The sequence below is a fragment of the Paeniglutamicibacter psychrophenolicus genome (genome assembly GCF_017876575.1).
GTDB lineage: Bacteria > Actinomycetota > Actinomycetes > Actinomycetales > Micrococcaceae > Paeniglutamicibacter > Paeniglutamicibacter psychrophenolicus.
This window is the reverse complement of the sequence record NZ_JAGIOE010000001.1, coordinates 3,253,629-3,271,187: the sequence shown is the minus strand read 5'-3', so window position 1 is coordinate 3,271,187 and position 17,559 is coordinate 3,253,629. Positions and strand designations below refer to the sequence as shown.

At 67.0% G+C, this 17,559-nt stretch carries 16 protein-coding genes and 3 tRNA genes; 13 read left to right on the top strand and 6 right to left on the bottom strand.

Annotation, left to right across the window (positions count from 1 at the left end; genetic code table 11):
- Positions 1–80: 80 nt before the first annotated feature.
- Positions 81–153 (top strand) — tRNA-Arg (locus JOF46_RS14870).
- Positions 154–408: 255 nt separating this feature from the next.
- On the opposite strand, the gene JOF46_RS14865 is transcribed toward JOF46_RS14870, so the two are convergent.
- On the bottom strand, positions 409–636 hold the full coding sequence (locus JOF46_RS14865; RefSeq protein WP_209908310.1) for a hypothetical protein: 228 nt from the start codon (positions 634–636) through the stop codon (positions 409–411).
- Between the two features lie 307 nt (positions 637–943).
- Between JOF46_RS14865 and JOF46_RS14860 the strand changes: the two genes are divergently transcribed.
- The 3 genes from JOF46_RS14860 (at position 944) to ettA (ending at position 4,328) form a co-directional block, all read left to right on the top strand.
- Complete coding sequence (locus tag JOF46_RS14860; protein ID WP_342592464.1) at positions 944–1,879, top strand: CPBP family intramembrane glutamic endopeptidase; 936 nt, start codon at positions 944–946, stop codon at positions 1,877–1,879.
- Positions 1,880–2,000: 121 nt separating this feature from the next.
- The gene (locus JOF46_RS14855; RefSeq protein WP_209908306.1) at positions 2,001–2,495 is read left to right on the top strand and encodes a single-stranded DNA-binding protein; all 495 of its coding nucleotides are present in this window, start codon (positions 2,001–2,003) and stop codon (positions 2,493–2,495) included.
- Positions 2,496–2,645: 150 nt separating this feature from the next.
- Positions 2,646–4,328: an energy-dependent translational throttle protein EttA gene (ettA, locus tag JOF46_RS14850; protein WP_209908304.1), complete on the top strand. Its 1,683-nt coding sequence runs from the start codon at positions 2,646–2,648 to the stop codon at positions 4,326–4,328.
- Positions 4,329–4,457: 129 nt separating this feature from the next.
- Here the strand turns inward: ettA and JOF46_RS14845 are convergent, their stop codons facing one another.
- Positions 4,458–5,345, bottom strand: coding sequence for an acyl-CoA thioesterase (locus JOF46_RS14845; RefSeq protein WP_209908302.1), 888 nt, complete (start codon positions 5,343–5,345; stop codon positions 4,458–4,460).
- Positions 5,346–5,512: 167 nt separating this feature from the next.
- Between JOF46_RS14845 and JOF46_RS14840 the strand changes: the two genes are divergently transcribed.
- Complete coding sequence (locus JOF46_RS14840) at positions 5,513–6,172, top strand: DUF8185 domain-containing protein (protein ID WP_209908300.1); 660 nt, start codon at positions 5,513–5,515, stop codon at positions 6,170–6,172.
- Positions 6,173–6,209: 37 nt separating this feature from the next.
- Here JOF46_RS14840 and JOF46_RS14835 read toward each other — a convergent pair whose 3' ends face one another.
- From JOF46_RS14835 to pepN, 4 genes are all read right to left on the bottom strand, one after another.
- Positions 6,210–6,788, bottom strand: a complete 579-nt coding sequence (locus JOF46_RS14835) for a globin (RefSeq protein WP_425355061.1) — start codon at positions 6,786–6,788, stop codon at positions 6,210–6,212.
- 125 nt (positions 6,789–6,913) lie between these two features.
- Complete coding sequence (locus JOF46_RS14830) at positions 6,914–7,606, bottom strand: DNA alkylation repair protein (RefSeq protein ID WP_342592463.1); 693 nt, start codon at positions 7,604–7,606, stop codon at positions 6,914–6,916.
- Positions 7,607–7,609: 3 nt separating this feature from the next.
- Positions 7,610–8,083: an OsmC family protein gene (locus tag JOF46_RS14825; RefSeq protein WP_209908298.1), complete on the bottom strand. Its 474-nt coding sequence runs from the start codon at positions 8,081–8,083 to the stop codon at positions 7,610–7,612.
- Between the two features lie 66 nt (positions 8,084–8,149).
- Positions 8,150–10,708, bottom strand: a complete 2,559-nt coding sequence (gene pepN / locus JOF46_RS14820) for an aminopeptidase N (RefSeq protein WP_209908296.1) — start codon at positions 10,706–10,708, stop codon at positions 8,150–8,152.
- Between the two features lie 194 nt (positions 10,709–10,902).
- On the opposite strand from pepN, the gene JOF46_RS14815 reads away from it, so the two are divergent.
- From JOF46_RS14815 to JOF46_RS14780, 8 genes are all read left to right on the top strand, one after another.
- Entirely contained in the window at positions 10,903–11,754 is an 852-nt protein-coding gene (locus JOF46_RS14815; RefSeq protein ID WP_209908294.1) for an aspartate dehydrogenase domain-containing protein, read from the top strand.
- Positions 11,755–11,854: 100 nt separating this feature from the next.
- Positions 11,855–12,895 (top strand): DUF1648 domain-containing protein, encoded by a 1,041-nt coding sequence (locus JOF46_RS14810; protein ID WP_209908292.1) that lies wholly within the window; start codon positions 11,855–11,857, stop codon positions 12,893–12,895.
- 69 nt (positions 12,896–12,964) lie between these two features.
- Positions 12,965–13,438: a ribose-5-phosphate isomerase gene (locus tag JOF46_RS14805; protein WP_209908290.1), complete on the top strand. Its 474-nt coding sequence runs from the start codon at positions 12,965–12,967 to the stop codon at positions 13,436–13,438.
- 17 nt (positions 13,439–13,455) lie between these two features.
- Positions 13,456–14,424 carry an Fpg/Nei family DNA glycosylase gene (locus tag JOF46_RS14800; protein WP_209908288.1) on the top strand — a complete coding sequence of 323 codons (969 nt, stop codon included), beginning with the start codon at positions 13,456–13,458 and terminating at the stop codon, positions 14,422–14,424.
- 320 nt (positions 14,425–14,744) lie between these two features.
- Positions 14,745–14,818, top strand: a tRNA-Gly gene (locus JOF46_RS14795).
- Between the two features lie 320 nt (positions 14,819–15,138).
- A tRNA-Pro gene (locus JOF46_RS14790) sits at positions 15,139–15,213 on the top strand.
- 83 nt (positions 15,214–15,296) lie between these two features.
- Positions 15,297–16,679, top strand: coding sequence for a trigger factor (gene tig / locus JOF46_RS14785; RefSeq protein ID WP_209908286.1), 1,383 nt, complete (start codon positions 15,297–15,299; stop codon positions 16,677–16,679).
- 275 nt (positions 16,680–16,954) lie between these two features.
- Positions 16,955–17,548: an ATP-dependent Clp protease proteolytic subunit gene (locus tag JOF46_RS14780; RefSeq protein WP_209908284.1), complete on the top strand. Its 594-nt coding sequence runs from the start codon at positions 16,955–16,957 to the stop codon at positions 17,546–17,548.
- Positions 17,549–17,559 lie beyond the last annotated feature (11 nt).

The following is a 17,559-nucleotide window of genomic DNA, read 5'->3' as shown; positions in this document are numbered from 1 at the left end:
CAACGCGCCCCGGTTGCCCGGTATCGCCCCGGGTGAAATGTGAGACCACTACTGGTTTGGGCTATGATTCTTGTGCACTTGCCTCCGTAGCTCAGTGGATAGAGCAACAGCCTTCTAATCTGTCGGTCGCGCGTTCGAATCGCGCCGGGGGCACCCAATAAAAGCAGGTCTGACTAGTTTTCTAGTCAGACCTGCTTTTACTCTTTCCCCGAGTCTTGCCTTTCGGGGGTAGTCTAATGCCGGCTTTTTACTTCCGACCCTCCCAGCCAGTCGGAATTTCCGGCAGTCGGTTCGCTGGTTTTTCCTTGGCGCCGCCGTAACGAATCAAACGCCACCACGTTCGATGCCGTTCGGGCGTCGACGCCCAAGCGCTATGGCAACAGCGCTTACCTCAGGGATGTGGATTCGTCAGGCGTGGTGGATCCCACCGACCCGGTGGGCGCCGTCCCACACCATTTCGCGGGGCCTCCCGGCCACAGCATCCGGAGCCTTGGCCAGATAGCGCGCGCGAACCCTGGCTTCCAGATGCAAGTCCTCCGGCATCGATTCAACCACCAGGTCTTCCGGCCAATCCGAAACCGTCATCTCGCGGCCGTCAAAAGGGCCACCACGCAGCACAACCCGAACCGAGTTCATGATCGGGCTCCGGCGTCCGTTGGCAGTTCTCGGGTTTCCATGGTTCCATCCTTGATCGCCGTTGACCACTGTCGCAAGCACTTGCCGTGGTTTCCTCAGCTTCACGCAGCCGGGCCAATTTCGCAATAGCCTTCAGGCGTGACAGGGGCGCGGCCCGAATCGCGGAAGTCGCTGTCTGGCCAGCGGGAAGATCCGCACAAGGAATGATGCCGGGGTCCGGGTTGGGGTGGCAGGGTTGAAGGATGCCCGCATGGGTCATCGGGCCATTGGGAGCCCATTCCGCCTACGAGGGAAGGCGTCATCGGACGTGGACCGTAACCTGCGATCAATCCTGTACTTCACGGCGATCTCCTGCGGGCTGGCGTGGCTGGTGGCTTGGCCGCTCTGGCAGGGTGACGGATTGTTCGACACCAGGTTCGGCGTGGTTGCCCTGGCGATGATGTTCACTCCGGCGGTCGCGGCCCTGGCCATGGTCTTCATCGTCGAACGACCCGCTGCCAAATTTCGCTCGCTGGGGCTGTGGCCGTTGAAACCCGCAGGCCGCCTGCTGATGTACTTGGCCCTGGCTCTCATCGTCCCGGTGGCACTGATCCTGGTGGCGCTGCCCGTCGGAGACGCGCTGGGGGTCTACCCGGCGGATTTCACCGGTTTCTCCGCCTTCAAGGCGATCCTGGCAACTGCCGGCCAGGGCGAGTTGCCCCTGCCCATCGAAACGCTGGTGGCAATGCAGTTCGTCAACGTGCTGATCGGTGCGTTCATCAACCTGCTTCCGGCCCTGGGCGAGGAACTGGGTTGGCGCGGCTGGCTGTTGCCCAAGCTCATGCCCTACGGCCCGGTGCGGGCCATCGTCGTGTCGGGCATCATCTGGGGTGCCTGGCATGCGCCACTTATCCTGCTGGGCCACAACTACCCCTTGGCGCCGGGATGGCTGGGGGTGTTCATGATGATCGGCATGTGCATCCTCGTGGGGGCGGCCTTCGGGTGGTTGCGCCTTCGTTCCACTTCGGTGTGGCCCGCCGCCTTGGCCCATGGCACATTCAACGCCGCGGCAGGCTTCTCCATGGTCTTCGCCGCGGCTGGCGCCCCGATCAACACCGTCAACGCGACGATCCTTGGCTGGTCCGGGTGGATCGTCCCGCTGCTGCTGGCCATCGTGCTGGTCGCCACCAGGCAGTTCCGCGAGGCGCCCGCAAGCGGGAAGCTGGCCGGCCAGTTCCCCACACATCCACCGGCGGCAGGATAGTTTTCGGTGTAGGGGCTTCTCCACAGCCGGGAACCGGGCGGGCATCTCACCTCTCCCGCAGCACCACACTGGGTGGACGAGGCGGGAAATGCCTGCCGACATCCGAACATTGGAGTGCACCATGACGGACCACATTACGTTGCGCGGTGTGGTGGGAACCGAACCCCGCCAGAGCGGTGAAGGCAGCGGCACGCTCATCGCAAAATTCCGCCTGGTCAGCAACGAGCGGCGCCAGGACCCCGACACCGGGCAGTGGGCGGACGTCCACAGCAACTGGTACACCGTCTCCTGTTTCAGGGCCATGGCCACCAACCTCCTTGCCAGCATCCACATGGGCGACCACGTGGTGGTCTACGGAAAGATGCAGGTCCGAGAGTACGACCGGAAGGACGGGGCCCGCGGCTTCAGCGTGGACATCGAGGCCATGGCGCTGGGCCACGACGTCCGTTTCGGGGTCAGCCGCTTCGAGCGGGTCCGGGGAGCCGGGGGCGAGGACAATGGGCCGCGGCGCACCCATGCCGGCGAATCGGTCCACGGGCGCGAGGAATCCAACGACGGGTTCCCGGTGACCGGCTGGCCGGACGCCGAACCCGCGACCGACACCGAGGCGGCCTGAGGGCCCCGGGCGGCAAACGGGCCAGGAATGTGTGGGCGGCCACGGCATCGGATGCCGTGGCCTCCCAATGTGTGCAGGAACATGCCCGCTTGGGGAAAACCGGCCGCGGGAATTGTGAGGAAGCCAGCCCTAGGCACTAGCCTTGAGGGCATGGCGGAATTCATTTACACGATGACCAAGGCTCGCAAGGCCGTTGGCGACAAAGTCATTCTCGACGATGTCAGCATGTCGTTCTATCCAGGCGCAAAAATTGGCGTGGTTGGACCGAACGGTGCCGGCAAGTCCACGATCCTGAAGATCATGGCGGGGTTGGACATACCCTCCAACGGCGAGGCACGCCTCAGCCCGGGATACAGCGTTGGAATCCTGTTGCAGGAACCGCCGCTGAACGAAGAAAAGACCGTTCTGGGCAACGTCCAGGAAGGCGTCGGGGAGATCTATGAAAAGATCACCCGATTCAACGAGATCTCCGAAGAGATGGCCCAAGACGGCGCAGATTTCGACGTGCTGCTCGAGGAAATGGGACACCTGCAGGAAGCCATCGACACGGCCGACGCGTGGGACATCGACTCCCAGCTCGAACAGGCCATGGATGCCCTGCAGTGCCCACCGGGCGACTCACCGGTTTCACATCTCTCCGGTGGCGAGCGCCGCCGCGTGGCGTTGTGCAAGCTGCTCCTGCAGAAGCCCGACCTGCTGCTGCTCGATGAGCCCACCAACCACTTGGACGCCGAGTCCGTGTCGTGGCTCGAACAGCACCTGCAGGCCTACCACGGTGCCGTCCTTGCAGTGACCCACGATAGGTACTTCCTGGACCACGTGGCCCAGTGGATTGCCGAGGTCGACCGTGGGCGCCTGATCCCGTACGAGGGAAACTACTCCACGTACCTGGACAAGAAGCGCGAGCGCCTCGAGGTCCAGGGCAAGAAGGACCAGAAGCTTGCCAAGCGCCTGACCGAAGAACTCGAATGGGTTCGCTCCAACGCCAAGGGCCGCCAGACCAAGTCCAAGGCCCGTTTGGCACGCTACGAGGAAATGGCGTCCGAAGCAGAGCGCACCCGCAAGCTGGACTTCGAGGAAATCCAGATCCCGGCAGGGCCGCGACTTGGCTCCCTGGTCATCGAGGCCAAGGACCTGAAGAAGGGCTACGGCGATCGGGTGTTGATCGACAACCTGTCCTTCACGCTGCCGCGAAACGGCATCGTCGGCGTCATCGGCCCGAACGGCGTGGGCAAGTCCACCTTGTTCAAGACCATCGTCGGCATGGAGCCGATCGACGGCGGCGAGCTGAAGATCGGCGACTCGGTCAAGATCTCCTACGTCGACCAGAACCGTGGCGGCATCGACCCGGAAAAGTCGCTGTGGGAAGTTGTTTCCGAGGGGAACGACTACATGTACGTCGGCCAGGTCGAGGTTCCCACGCGCGCCTACGTTTCGGCATTCGGTTTCAAGGGTCCGGACCAGCAGAAGAAGGCAGGCGTGCTCTCCGGTGGTGAGCGCAACCGCTTGAACCTGGCTCTGACCCTCAAGCAGGGTGGCAACCTGCTGCTCCTTGATGAGCCGACCAACGACCTCGACGTCGAAACCCTCTCGTCGCTGGAAAACGCGCTGCTCGAATTCCCGGGTTGCGCCGTGGTGGTATCGCACGACCGCTGGTTCCTGGACCGGGTTGCCACCCACATCCTGGCCTACGAGGGCACCGATGAGGATCCGTCGAGCTGGTACTGGTTCGAGGGCAACTTCGATTCCTACGAGGCCAACAAGGTCGAGCGCATGGGCCCGGAGGCTGCCAAGCCTCACCGCGTCACCCACCGCCGCCTGACCCGCGACTAGCAGCCGACGCGCCTTTCGGGCGCCTCGGTTCGGTCCACGACAAAGGCCCGGATCCCGCTGGAAGAAATTCCGGCGGGATCCGGGCCTTTGTTGTTTTTGGCCGCGGGTGGGCGGCGGCGGCCGCTGGGACTAGTCTTCGTCCTGGGGCAGGCGGATCATGCCTTCCTGGGCGACAATGGCCACCAGTTCCCCGGCGCGGTTGAAGATCCGCCCGGTGGCGAGCCCCCGGGCACCGGAGGCGCTGGGGGATTCCTGGACGTACAGCAGCCACTCATCGACACGGAACGGACGGTGCCACCACATCGCGTGGTCAAGGCTGGCCACGGACATGCCGGGGGTGATCCAGGTCAGACCGTGGCGGCGCAGCACCGGCTCCAGCAGCGTGTAGTCGCTGGCATAGGCCAGTGCGGCACGGTGCATGGCGTCGTCATCGGGCATGGCGGAGTTGGTCTTCATCCACACCGCGTTGGTTGCCGGACGGTCCGCGGGGCCCTTGAGGAAGAGCGGCTCGCTGATGTATCGGATGTCGAAGGGCCTGTCGAACGCGTACTCCTTGGCCACCGGGTGGTCCAGGCCGCCGATCAGCTCGGCGGTGGTGGGCAGCGACTCGGGATCCGGGACGCCCTCGGGCATGGCATCCTGGTGGTCGAGGCCCTCGGCGTACGCCTGGAAGGAAGCGATCATCGAGAGGATCGGCACACCGTTCTGGTAGGCGTGGACCCGCCGGGCGGAAAACGAGCGCCCGTCGCGCAGCCGCTGCACCCCGAAGGTGATCGGCAGGCTCGCGTCCCCGGCGCGCAGGAAGTATCCGTGCATCGAATGGATCGGGCGCGCCTCCTCGATGGTCTTGGAGGCGGCCATCACCGCCTGGCCGAGCACCTGGCCGCCAAAGACGCGGTTCCGGGCCTGGGGCGGGGTGTGGCCGACGAAGATGTCCTCGTCGGTGCGGGCCTCGGGATCGCCGGAGAGGTCCAGCAGCTCGATCAGCTTCGGGGTCGTGGTGTCTTGGGTACTCACGTGTCTGCTCCTTGGAGGGGAGAAAAATGGATCTGGTAAGACACTATCGCCCCGGTGGGCCGTTCGCCGTATTCGCACCCGACGCCGCCCCGCGCCGCAGTGTCTTGTGTGTCTCCGGAGGACCGCTGCAATGGGCCGGCCCGCCCCGGACATGGAAGTATGAAGGCATGGCAAGTGAATTCGTAGTACTCGAGGACCAGGAAACCGTTGCGGACCTGGGCACGTTCCTTTCCCGCGCGCGTTCGATCGAGGACGGCGCGGTGATTATGCAGGCGGCCGGCAATGCCCTGGCCCTGTATGTCCCGGTGCTCTACCCGGAGTTCCTGGGCGATTCGGTTCCCACGGTGCTGGGGATGCGCGCCGTACGGCTCTCGGTCCCGGCCAAGGCGCAGGGCGTCTATGCGATCTCCGCGCTGACCGAACGGCTGGCCCGGATGGGGACCACGTCCCTGGAGCTTTCGGTTCCCCCGGCGGAGGTCAACGCGTCGTGGGCGGGCCAGCAGGTCCCGCGCGGCGGCTGGAACGCGGTGGCGACGCTGTCCGACGACATGCTGGTTGCCGAGGCGGTGCGCGGCATGGGCGTGGTGGCCCAGGCCCTGCCCGAAAACGCCGGGCGCCCGGTGCTCAAGACCGTGCGTGCCAGGATCTGGTCCTCGCCCGTCGAAGGGGTCGAAGCGGCGATGCCGCTGGCCATGGCCTTCGGTGCCCACGCACTGGGGTTCCTGCGCGAGGGGGAGAGCTCCACGCTGTTTTCCTCCGGCGCCTGGCTGCGGTTGGGCAGCACCGGAGGGCACGTGGTGGCACGCCAAGGCGGCATCCTGGGCTAGCAGCCCGGATCCCGAGGGGGTTCTTTCCCCGGAGAGGTTACTGGTCGGGCGCGTTCACCAGCGAGTGGGCGGCCCGGTCGAAGTAGTCCCAGAGCGTTGCCTCCTGCAGCGGCGGCAGTTCCAGCGAGTCCACGGCAATGCGCATGTGCTTGAGCCAAACGTCGCGGTTGTGCGAATTGATCGTGTACGGGACGTGGCGCATGCGCAGGCGCGGGTGCCCGCGGCGCTCGGAGTAGGTCTTGGGCCCGCCCCAGTACTGTTCCAGGAACAGCTGCAGGCGCATGGTGGCCGGGCGCAGGTCCGTCTCCGGGTACATGGCACGGAACTCCAGGTCCTGGCCCACCGAGTCGTAGAAGGCCTCGGCCAGCTTGGCGAAGGTCTCCCGCCCGCCGACCTGCGCGTAGAAGGTGCCCTCGTAGGCGGCCGGGTCGTGGTCGTCGTTGGGGGAGAGCTTGCCCTCGGGCAGCGCGTTGCTCAGCGAGGCGCCGACCGGGCGCAATTGGCCCGGTTCCTGCCCGAAGGGGCGCAATTGCCCGATGCCCTCGCCGAAGCGGGTGGGCACCGGCAGCAGTGCCGGCTCGGGGGCGGGTTCGGGGGCGGGGTGGTTCTCGTTCACGGTTCGGTGTCCTTTCAGTTCCCGGCTGCGGCCCGGGACCCTTTGTGCCCATTATCCCGCGCGCCCCGCGGCGGCCGGACGGCTTTCGCGCAGGGCGTGAGATGCCGGCCCCGGGCCCACGGGACCTACGCCGGCTGGCCCAGGTGCTTGAGCGCCTCGCGCACCGCCAGCGGGCTCATGTGCTCCCGGTGCGCCGACACCCAGGCACGCACCCACCCGGGGTCGGTCTTGGCGTATTGCCGCAGCGCCCAGCCCATGGCCTTGCGGATGAAGAACTCCGAATCGCCCAGGTTGGCGCACAGCGCCTCGTCGAGCAGCGCGGTGTCGGTGTCCGCACGCAGGTGCAGCTGGCAGATCATCGACTGGCGCCGCTTCCACATGTTCGCATCCGTGCTCCAGCGGCGCATCGTTGCGGCGAGGGGTTCCGGGTGGGCGAGCAGCAGCGGCCCCAGGGGCCGGGAGCATCCATCGACGATGTCCCACCAGGCGCCCTCAACGATCATGCGCTCATACAGCGGCAGGAATGCCATCTCCCCGCGGCAGGCGGCGGCCGCACAGATCTCCTGGGCGGCGTACCAGTGCTCGCGATGCGTGGCCTGGGACCAGATCCCGGTGGCCAGCTCGAGCCGCTCCGGCGCGCTCGTGGCGCCGAGCCTGCGGACCAGCTCGCGGGTGGTGCGCCGCAGCACGGGGACCGGCACGCCCAGGAACGGCTGCGTGGTTTTCATGTAGGCCTGTGCGCTCCCTGCCCGGCCGGCATCGGCAAGCGGCAGCAGCATCGCGGTCAGCAGTTCAACCGCCGGGGTGCCGGTGTCCACTGCTCAGGCGCCCGGGGCCACCGGGGCGTGGTGCACCGGGAAGTTCACGCTGCGGGCGATGAAGCACACGGCGTTTGCCGCCGCGTGCAGGGAATCGGCCAGCGCCCGCTGGGACTCGTCGCGCAATGCCACGCGCGGGGCCAGATTCGCCTCGAGGAATTCCCCGCTGCCGTCGCGGTTCAGCCGCAGCACCCCGGAGGCCGCATCGGTGTAGCCGGTGACGACCAGGCCGTGCTGCACCGCCACGTGCAGGTAGGAGAGCATGTGGCACTGGGACAGCGCGGCCAGCAGCAGCTGCTCGGGGTTCCAGCGGTCCTTGTCCCCGTGGAACGTCGGGTCGGCGGTGCCGGGAAGATCGGGCAGTCCGGCGGCGCGGATCACGTGGTCGCGTCCGTAGCTGCGGTAGGCGGAGGTTCCTTCGCCGCGGTTGCCGGTCCAGGAGATGTCAACGCGATATTCGTGCAGTGCCAGGTTCATGCTCCCATTCTCGCCCAACCGGTGGTGCCGGCGCACTCCGGCACCACCGGTTCGCGGGCGGACCGGCTAGGCGCCGGCTCCGTGTGCGTCGGCAGACTGCGCGGCCAGGGCGCGGACCACTGACTCGCGGGACTCGATGACCAGCCGGTGCAGTGCCGGGGAATCCCCGCCCAACTCGGCCAGGAACGCATCGGTTGAAGCCAGCGTGGCCTGGCTGGTCTGCGCCGCCGGGTAGAACCCGGTGACGATCTGCTGGGCGATCTCGTAGCTCTTGGACTCCCACACAACCCTGGCGGCGTCGAAGTACTCGCCCGTGTAGGGGGAAATCAGCGACGCGTCGTGCACGCGGTTGAAGCCTGCGATGGCCGCGCGCTGTTCCAGGTTGGACAGCTTCCCGGCGATGACGGCATCCCAGGCGGCCCGCTTGGCGCCGGGCGTGGGAATCGCGGCACGCGCCGTGTGGGCGGCCAGCTGCCCGGTGGAGGTGGCGTCGCGTGCCAGCTCGGCCTCGATGGCCGGCACATCGGCGCGGCCCCCGGCGGCCAGCGAGACCACCAGGTCCCAGCGCAGGTCCGCGTCCACCGCCAGCCCCTCAAGAGTGCCGCGGCCCTCGAGCAGGTCGGCGACGGCGTCGAGCTGGGACTCGGTGTGCGCCAGGTTGGCGAAGGCGCCGGTGAACTGCAATTGCGCATCCGATCCGGCATCAGCCTCCCGGGCCAGCTCCCAGAGCTTTTCCGCGGCCGCCAGCCGGGCGGCCGGGGCGTGTTCGCGGGCCACGTAGAAATCCAGGGCAGTGTTCAGCTGGCGCAGCAGCACCATGATCACGGTGGAGTCGGATTCGTGCCCGATGTTCTTGAGCACCAGCTCGATGTAGCTGCGGGCGCCGGTCTCGGCGTCGCGCACCGCATCCCAGGCCGCCGACCAGACCAGGGTGCGCGGCAGCGAGTCGGTGAAGTCCTTCAGGTGCTCGGTCGCGGTGGCCAGCGAGGCCGGATCCAGGCGGATCTTCGTGTAGGCCAGGTCGTCGTCGTTGACCAGCACCAGCGCGGGGCGCTTGCGCCCCACCAGTGCCGGCACCGGGGTGGAGGGGCCTGCGACGTCGAGTTCCTCGCGGTGCACCCGCACCAGGGCGCCGGATTCGTCCAGGTCGTAGAAGCCCACGGCCAGGCGGTGCGGGCGGATCACCGGGTGCTCGGCCACCGCGGTTTGCGCGATGTCGAAGGCGGTGATGGTCCCGGCGCCGTCGGTGTCGATGTGCGCGCGCAAGGTGTTGACCCCGGCGGTTTCCAGCCAGAGCCTGGACCACTGCCCCAGGTCGCGGCCGGAAGCGGCCTCCAGCTCGCGCATCAAGTCCGGCAGCTCGGTGTTTTTCCAGGCGTGCTTGGCGAAGTACTCGCGCACCCCGGCCATGAACTGCTCCTGGCCGACCCAGGCGACCAGCTGGCGCAGCACGGAGGCGCCCTTGGCGTAGGTGATGCCGTCGAAGTTCACCAGCACGTCCTCGAGGTCGTTGATCTCGGCGACGATCGGGTGCGTGGAGGGCAGCTGGTCCTGGCGGTAGGCCCAGTTCTTCTCCAGGATGTTGAAGGTTGTCCACGAGGAGGTGAATTCGGTGTTCTGCGCGGCGGCCAGCGTGGACATGAACTCGGCGAAGGACTCGTTGAGCCACAGGTCGTTCCACCAGCGCATGGTGACCAGGTCCCCGAACCACATGTGGGCCAGCTCGTGCAGGATCGTGATGGCGCGGCGCTCGACCATCGCGTCGGTGGGCCGCGAGCGGAAGACGTAGGACTCCAGGAACGTCACCGCCCCGGCGTTCTCCATGGCCCCGGCATTGAACTCGGGCACGAAGAGCTGGTCGTACTTCTCGAACGGGTATGGGGTGCCGAACTGCTCCTCGAAGAACTCGAAGCCCTGGCGGGTGAGGGTGAAGATGTTTTCCGCGTCCAGGTGCTCCATGAGCGAGGCGCGGGCGAAGACGCCCAGCGGGATGGTGCGTCCGTCGCTGCTGGTCAACTCCGAGCGCACGGATTTGTAGGGACCGGCGACGAGCGCGGTGATGTAGGAGGAGATGCGCGCGGTCGGCGCGAAGGCCCACCTCTTGGCACCCTGGTGGGCGGGCACCGGCTCAGGGGTGGGGGCGTTGGAGATGACGTCCCAGTGCTCCGGGGCGGTGATCGTGAAGGCGAACGTCGCCTTCAGGTCGGGCTGCTCGAAGACCGCGAACATGCGCCGGGAATCGGGCACCTCGAACTGCGAGTAAAGGTAGACCTCGTCATCCACCGGGTCCACGAAGCGGTGCAGTCCCTCGCCGGTGTTCATGTACAGCGCCTCGGCGTCGATGACCAGGGTGTTTTCTTCCGCCAGGTCCTCCAGCGCGATGCGCACGCCATCGGACACCGCAGCGGGGTCCAGCTCGGTGCCGTTGAGGTTCACCGAGCGCACGGCCGAGGTGACAGCGTCGATGAAGGTGGCGGAACCCGCGGAGGCGGAAAAGCGCACCGTGGTGCGCGAGGAGAAGACGGTGTCGGAGCCGGTGAGGTCAAGCTCGACGTCGTAGGAGTGCACGTGGATCAGTTCCGCGCGGATGCGGGCTTCTTCGCGGGTGAGGTTCATTCCTGGCATGGTCTGACGTGCCTTTCGATGGTTGCCGAGCTGAAATCTGTGGGCTGCACCGGGCCCGAAACTGCGCGTGGCGATGCGGCACGGCGTGCCACAACACCTTCAGAGTGTGAAACAAGCCTTGAACAGTGTGTCCATTCTCTCACCATCACCCCGTCCTCCCGCAAGTGCACGCGGATGCTGGTTGGATGGATGGCATGGGAATTGATGTGGTGCTGCTGGGATACGGCGCGATCGGGCAGGCGGTCCACCGGATGCTTGGCGCGCACGATGGAGAGGTGCGGGTGCTCGGGGTGCTGGACCGCGCGTCCCTGGCCGACCCCGATCCGGCGGCACTCACGGCACGAACCACCGGCCCGACCGGCCCCGCCGGGCCCGGCTCCGGGCCGCGGGTGCCGGTGCTCGACCTGGCCACGGCCATCGAACGGGCCGACCTGGTCATCGAGTGCGCCTCCCCGGCCGCGGTGCGTGCCCACGGGCCGGCGATCACCAGCGCGGGAACCGACCTGCTGGTGGCCTCGCTGGGGGCGTTGGCCGATGGCCGGCTGCGCGCCGTGCTTGAGGCCGGCCCCGGGCGCTGCCACTACTCCACCGGTGCCATCGGGGGACTGGACCTCATCCGCGCTTCGGCCGGCACCATCAACGCCATCGAGCTGCGCACCCGCAAGCTGCCGGCGGCGCTGCTGCATCCCGGGCTGCCCGGGGCCCTGCGCTCGGCGATCACCCGGACGGCCGAATCCGGAACCGCGGCGCCCGTCTTCTCCGGCTCGGTGGCCGATGCCATTCGGGACTTCCCCTCCAACATCAACGTGGCCGCCGCCCTGGGCCTGGCCGCAGGGGACCTGGACCTGGTGGCGGTGGACATCATCGCCGACCCGGCCGCCGCCATGACCCGCCACGAGATCACCGTGCGCGGGGAAGGCGGGAACTACCGCTTCGGGATCGAGAACTTCCCGGATCCCGCCAATCCGGCAACCAGCGCGCTGACCGCCCGCTCGATGGTCTCGGGCGTGCTGCGCCTGGCCGGGTGCGGGCCCCACTTCATCTAGCACGCCCGGCGCCCGCGTGGCAGGGATGAAACCCGTGCGGTGAACTGGATATGCTCGAGGCAGTCCCATGCCCGCACCACCGAAGGGGGAAACCGAACCCATGACCGCATCACCGAACCCGCCGCCGGCCACGGCTCGCACGCCCCGGCTCTGGTGGCTCTCGCTGTCCACCCTGGGCATCGTGCTGGCGGCCCACCTGGGCAGCTCACTGCTCTGGCGCGGGCGGCTGCCCGATCCGGTGGCAACCCACTGGGGCGCAACCGGGGTGGCCGACGGAACCGGCGGCCTCACCACCCACGTGCTGGTTGGCGCCTTCACCCTCGTGCTGCTGGGCATCCTCATGCCGGCGGCGGCACGCAGCCTCGCGGGTCCCGCGGGCCGCAGCGGGGTCCCGCTGATGGCGGGCCTGGGCAATTGCCTGGTGGTCGGCATCGGAGGGATGTTCCTCTCCGGCCTGGTTGGCCAGCTGGACAAGCCCGCGGCACTGGGCACCCGGATGGAGAGCACGGTGCTGGTTGCCGGCATCGTGCTTGGCGTGCTGTGGGGAATCGGCTCCGCACTGCTGGTCCGTGCCGCATTGCCGCCCAGGGCCCCTGCGGAGGGCGACGCGTCGCCAGGCCCGGCGTCCGCCGTACACGCGTTTGCCCCCGGCACCGTGATCGCTTCCACGGTGCGCGGACCGGCGTGGATGCTGGCACTCATGCCGGTCCTGGCCGTGGGCATGGCAGTGCTTGGATTCACCGCCGGAAGGGAGAGTCCGGTCGCCTTCTGGTCCATGGTGCCCGGCATCGCCATCGTGCTGGGGGCCGGCGCAACCTGCCTGGCCGGAAAGGTCGTGGCCGACGACGCCGGCATCCGCGTCCACGGCGGCGGATTCCTCAAGATGCTGCACGTCAAGCCCGCCGACATCGAACAGGCCGAGGCACGTGAGATCACCCCGGCCGAATTCGGCGGCTGGGGCCTGCGGGTCAGCGGCGCGGGCGTCGCATTCATCATGGGAGCCGGCCCGGGCGTGATCGTTCAGCGCCCGCGCGGGGGAGCACGCATCTACTCGGTGGCCACCATGGCCGACGCCGAGGCCATGGCCGGGCTGCTCAACTCGCTGGCCGCCGGGCGGCGCCAGGCCGGGTCATCAACTTAGTTCCCGGGCGGGCCCGCCGCTAGGCTGGTTCCTGCATCCCGCCTTCACCACCGCCTAAGGACACATCACATGCGCGTTCACATTGCCACCGACCACGCAGGCCTCGAGCTCAGCGCCCACCTGATCACCCACCTCACCGCCAAGGGCTTCGAGATGGTTGACCACGGGCCCACCGCCTACGACGCCGAGGACGACTACCCCTCGTTCTGCATCAACGCAGCCCTGGCCGTGGTCGCCGACCGCGCCGCCGGACTGGACTCGCTGGGCATCGTGCTGGGCGGATCGGGCAACGGCGAGCAGATCGCCGCGAACAAGGTTGCCGGCATCCGCGCCGCGCTGGCCTGGAACCTGGACACCGCACGCCTGGCCCGCGAGCACAACGACGCCAACGTCGTGGCCGTGGGCGGCCGCCAGCATTCGCTGGAAGAAGCCACCGAAATCATCGAGGCGTTCCTGGCCGAGCCGTTCTCCAACGTCGAACGCCACATCCGCCGCATCGGCAAGATCGCCACCTACGAGACCACCGGGGAGGTCGTGGCCTAGCCGGGGCCGCCAGCACCATGCCCGAAGGCCACTCCGTACACCGCCTTGCCCGCCAATTCGACGACGTCTTTGGCGGGCAGGTCCTGGCCGTTTCCTCCCCGCAGGGCCGCTTCGCGCCCGCAGCCAGGCTGATCGACGGGGCCAGGCTGGCCACCTCGCACGCCCACGGCAAGCAGCTGTTCCTGGGATTCGAGAACGACCTGGTGCTGCGCGTGCACCTGGGTCTCTACGGGGCCTGGCGCTTCGGGGGAGACGAGCACTTCACCGGGGCCTCCTCCATCGGCGCCCCGCGCAAGGTGGGGGAGACCGAGCAGGGCCCCGACGCGGAATCCGGCCCCTACCAGGGCCCTCCCGAACCCGTTGGCCAGGTCCGCGCCCGGCTGGTCTCCGCCCACGGGTGGGCGGACCTGCGCGGGCCCAGCGCCTGCGAGGTGCTCACTCCCCGGGAGGCCAGCAGCGTGCGCGCCAAGCTCGGACCGGACCCGCTGACGGCCGCAGCCGGGGAGTTCGAACTGGCCAAGGGGCGAGGCACCGCCGTCGAGCACCTGCGGGCCGCACGCGCTGCGCGCAAGGAATTCGTCTCGCGCCTGGCCGGCAAGAAGACGCCGGTCGGCACCGCGCTGATGGACCAAGCGGTCTTGGCAGGGGTTGGCAACATCTACCGCGCGGAAACGCTCTTTCGCACGCGCCTTGACCCGTTCACGCCCGGCTGCGACATTTCGGCGCGCAAGGCCGGGTTGCTGTGGGACGACATCGTCTCCATCATGTCCGACGGGGTGCGCGACGGGAAGATCATCACCACCCGCCCCGAGCACCGCGGGCCGGGCCCCCTCTGGCCGGAGAACGCCTACTACACCTACCAGCGCCAGGGCCGCACCTGCCGTTTGTGCACCTCCGCGATATCCCTGAGCGAGGTGGCCGGACGCAAGCTCTACTGGTGCCCCGGCTGCCAGCGGCGTGCCGGCGCCCGCCCTGGCGGAACGTAGCTGCTCCCGTCCGCCGCTCCCGGACCGTCCGACCCAAACGGGGCTGCAATGCTCCGGATCCCGATGGCATAGCCTCCCGCAGGCACAGTGCCGCATTGCTCCGCGACGCCAGGCAACAGGCCAAACCCCGCGGGGATGTGCGGTGGAAGCGCTGCGGCGCTGCCGGAAGCGGCACCTGCCTTGGCATGATCCACAAGCGCGCGGGCCACTGGAACTTCCGTGATGACAAGGATCGAGTCGTTTGGAGGCATGGATTTGCGCGGTGCTGATTTGTGGTGCTAAGGTTTTATCCGTTGCCACCGACAAGGTGAAGCAAATGCGGGGATGTAGCTTAATGGTAAAGCCTCAGTCTTCCAAACTGATTACGCGGGTTCGATTCCCGTCATCCCCTCCATATTGAGAGCGATTTGATTCCCGCCGGAATCAAATCGCTCTTTTCGTCTCCCCGCTCGAGTCCGCCTTGCCCGCCGCATGTGACGTGCCTCCCTTTTGGGGTCGCGGGGCGGGGAAAAGTCGCGGCCGGCGCTCTTCGGGTGTGTCCAAACCACCAAAATACCGCAGGAATCCGCGGGTTTTGCTCTGACGAGGGACTGAATTTTGTTTTCCCGGGAATGCTTGTATGGTTGATCCGCGCCGTCGACGAATTCCAAACTTCTGGTTGACGGCCGATTAGTAGAAACCTGTTTATTCTGCATAGACTGTTTCTGCACTAATCGGGGTGTAGCTCAGCTTGGCTAGAGCGCGCGCTTTGGGAGCGTGAGGTCGCAGGTTCGAATCCTGTCACCCCGACTCTGTACCTTCAACCCCGCAACGGATACCGTTGCGGGGTTGAAGTCCAGTCAGACCAAACAACACACCAGGAGTACACCGCTGTGAAGAGCGCCGTCGAAACCCTCACCCCCACCCGGGTCAAGCTCACTGTTGAAGTTCCCTATGAGGAATTGAAGCCGCGTATTGCTGAGGCCTACAAGACCATCGCCAAGCAGATCCAGGTTCCCGGCTTCCGTGCCGGAAAGGTCCCGTCCCGCTTGATTGATCAGCGCGTCGGCCGTGGCTACGTCCTGGAGACTGCCATCAACGAAGGCATGAACACCTACTACCAGGCCGCCGTGACCGAGAACGACATCGTTCCGCTCTCGCGCCCCGAGGTGGAAATCACCGAGACCCCGTCGGCCGAGACCCAGGGCGAAGGCCAGCTGGCCTTCCAGGTCGAGATCGACATCCGCCCCAGCATCGAACTGCCGGAGTACAAGGGACTCGAAGTCACCGTAGACGCCACCGAAGCCGGCGAAGCCGACATCGAGAAGGCATTGGATGACCTGCGCGGCCGCTTCGGCACGCTCAAGGCCATCGAGCGCCCGGCAGCCGACCAGGACTTCATCACCCTTGACCTGACCGCTTCGGTCGACGGTGAAGAGGTTGACTCGGCCACCGGCCTGTCCTACCAGGTTGGCACCGGCACCATGCTCGAGGGCATGGACGAGGCAGTCACCGGCTTGTCCGCAGGCGAAGACGCCACCTTCGAGACCAAGCTGGCCGGCGGCGAGCACGCAGGTGCCGCCGCACAGGTCAAGGTCACCGTCACCGCCGTCAAGGAGCGCGAGCTTCCCGAGGCCAACGACGACTTTGCCCAGCTGGCCTCCGAATTCGACACCATGGACGAGCTGCGCGAATCCCTCGCGAAGGACGCAGCCGAGTCCAAGGTCATGGAGCAGGGCGTTGCCGCCCGCGACCTGGTCCTGGACAAGCTCATGGAGCTCGTCGAGGTTCCGGTTCCGGAATCGGTCATCGCCGAGCAGGTTGAGCAGCACTTCGAGCAGGGCTCGCACACCGAAGGTGAAGAGCACGACACCGAAGAGCACCGCGCAGAGGTCAGCGAGAACACCGCCAAGGCCTTCAAGAACGAGATCGTGCTCGACGCCGTGGCCGAGGCAGAGAAGATTGGCGTTGCCCAGTCCGAACTGATCGACTACATCGTCCAGACCGCCGGCCAGTACGGCATGGACCCGAACCAGTTCGCGCAGATGCTCGACGGTGCCGGCCAGGTCCCGATGCTGGTTGGCGAAGTCCGCCGCCGCAAGGCACTTGCCAAGGTCCTGGAGCTTGCTGTCGTCACCGACACCAACGGCAACGTCGTGGACCTGTCCTCGTTCGTCAGTGCCGAGGGTGAAGAAGAGGGCGAGTCCGCATCGTCGGCCTCCTCCGCATCGTCCGCTTCCTCGGCCTCGTCGGCTTCGGCAGCATCGGCCAAGTAGTCCGGCGCCGCTTCGTGCGGCATTGACTTCCACGCGTGGAGCCACCCGTAAAGGGTGGCTCCACGCGTGTTTTAACCCCTCTTTTAAGCCTACGGCGATGCCCGCGTCGGCGACCATGCGCCGACAGCGAACAGTTGCCCCTGCACTGCCAAAGTCGCTGGCCAAGGCAGTAATGTTCAAGGAAGTAAAGAGCCAGCGGCCCGACGGACAGAACATCGGGCCACGGCATCACGGAGAGGTATCAGAACATGTCCAGTGACTCCCGCACTCCCACAATGGCTTCGGTAGATCCGGCCCAGCGTGAGGACTACATCTACAACCGGCTCCTCAAGGAGCGCATCATTTGGCTGGGCACCGAGGTGAGCGATGCGAATGCAAACGCCATCTGCTCCCAGCTGCTCCTGCTCTCGGCCGAGGACTCGGACAAGGACATCTGGCTGTACATCAACTCCCCGGGTGGATCGATCACCGCCGGCATGGCCATCTACGACACCATGAAGTACATCCCCAACGATGTCGTCACTGTCGCCACCGGCCTGGCCGCTTCCATGGGCCAGTTCCTGCTGTCCTCCGGCACCCCGGGCAAGCGCTATGCAACCCCGAACGCCCGCATCCTGATGCACCAGCCTTCCGGCGGCATCGGCGGCACCGCCTCGGACATCCGCATCCAGGCCGAACTGATCCTTCACATGAAGAAGGTCATGAGCGAGCTGACCGCGCAGCAGACCGGCCAGACCGTTGAAACCATCCTCAAGGACAACGAGCGCGACAAGTGGTTCACCGCCGCTGAAGGCCTCGAGTACGGCTTCTTTGACCACATCGCCCAGTCCTCCGGCATCGTCTCCGGTGGCGGCGGGGTCGCAAAGTAACGCGACGGAAC

Excerpts from the sequence above, each read along its gene's own strand:
- JOF46_RS14865 (WP_209908310.1), bottom strand. The coding sequence starts at position 636 with ATGAACTCGGTTCGGGTTGTGCTGCGTGGTGGCCCTTTTGACGGCCGC.
- JOF46_RS14855 (WP_209908306.1), top strand. The coding sequence starts at position 2,001 with ATGACGGACCACATTACGTTGCGCGGTGTGGTGGGAACCGAACCCCGC.
- ettA (WP_209908304.1), top strand. The coding sequence starts at position 2,646 with ATGGCGGAATTCATTTACACGATGACCAAGGCTCGCAAGGCCGTTGGC.
- JOF46_RS14840 (WP_209908300.1), top strand. The coding sequence starts at position 5,513 with ATGGCAAGTGAATTCGTAGTACTCGAGGACCAGGAAACCGTTGCGGAC.
- JOF46_RS14825 (WP_209908298.1), bottom strand. The coding sequence starts at position 8,083 with ATGAACCTGGCACTGCACGAATATCGCGTTGACATCTCCTGGACCGGC.
- pepN (WP_209908296.1), bottom strand. The coding sequence starts at position 10,708 with ATGCCAGGAATGAACCTCACCCGCGAAGAAGCCCGCATCCGCGCGGAA.
- JOF46_RS14815 (WP_209908294.1), top strand. The coding sequence starts at position 10,903 with ATGGGAATTGATGTGGTGCTGCTGGGATACGGCGCGATCGGGCAGGCG.
- JOF46_RS14810 (WP_209908292.1), top strand. The coding sequence starts at position 11,855 with ATGACCGCATCACCGAACCCGCCGCCGGCCACGGCTCGCACGCCCCGG.
- JOF46_RS14805 (WP_209908290.1), top strand. The coding sequence starts at position 12,965 with ATGCGCGTTCACATTGCCACCGACCACGCAGGCCTCGAGCTCAGCGCC.
- JOF46_RS14800 (WP_209908288.1), top strand. The coding sequence starts at position 13,456 with ATGCCCGAAGGCCACTCCGTACACCGCCTTGCCCGCCAATTCGACGAC.
- JOF46_RS14780 (WP_209908284.1), top strand. The coding sequence starts at position 16,955 with ATGGCTTCGGTAGATCCGGCCCAGCGTGAGGACTACATCTACAACCGG.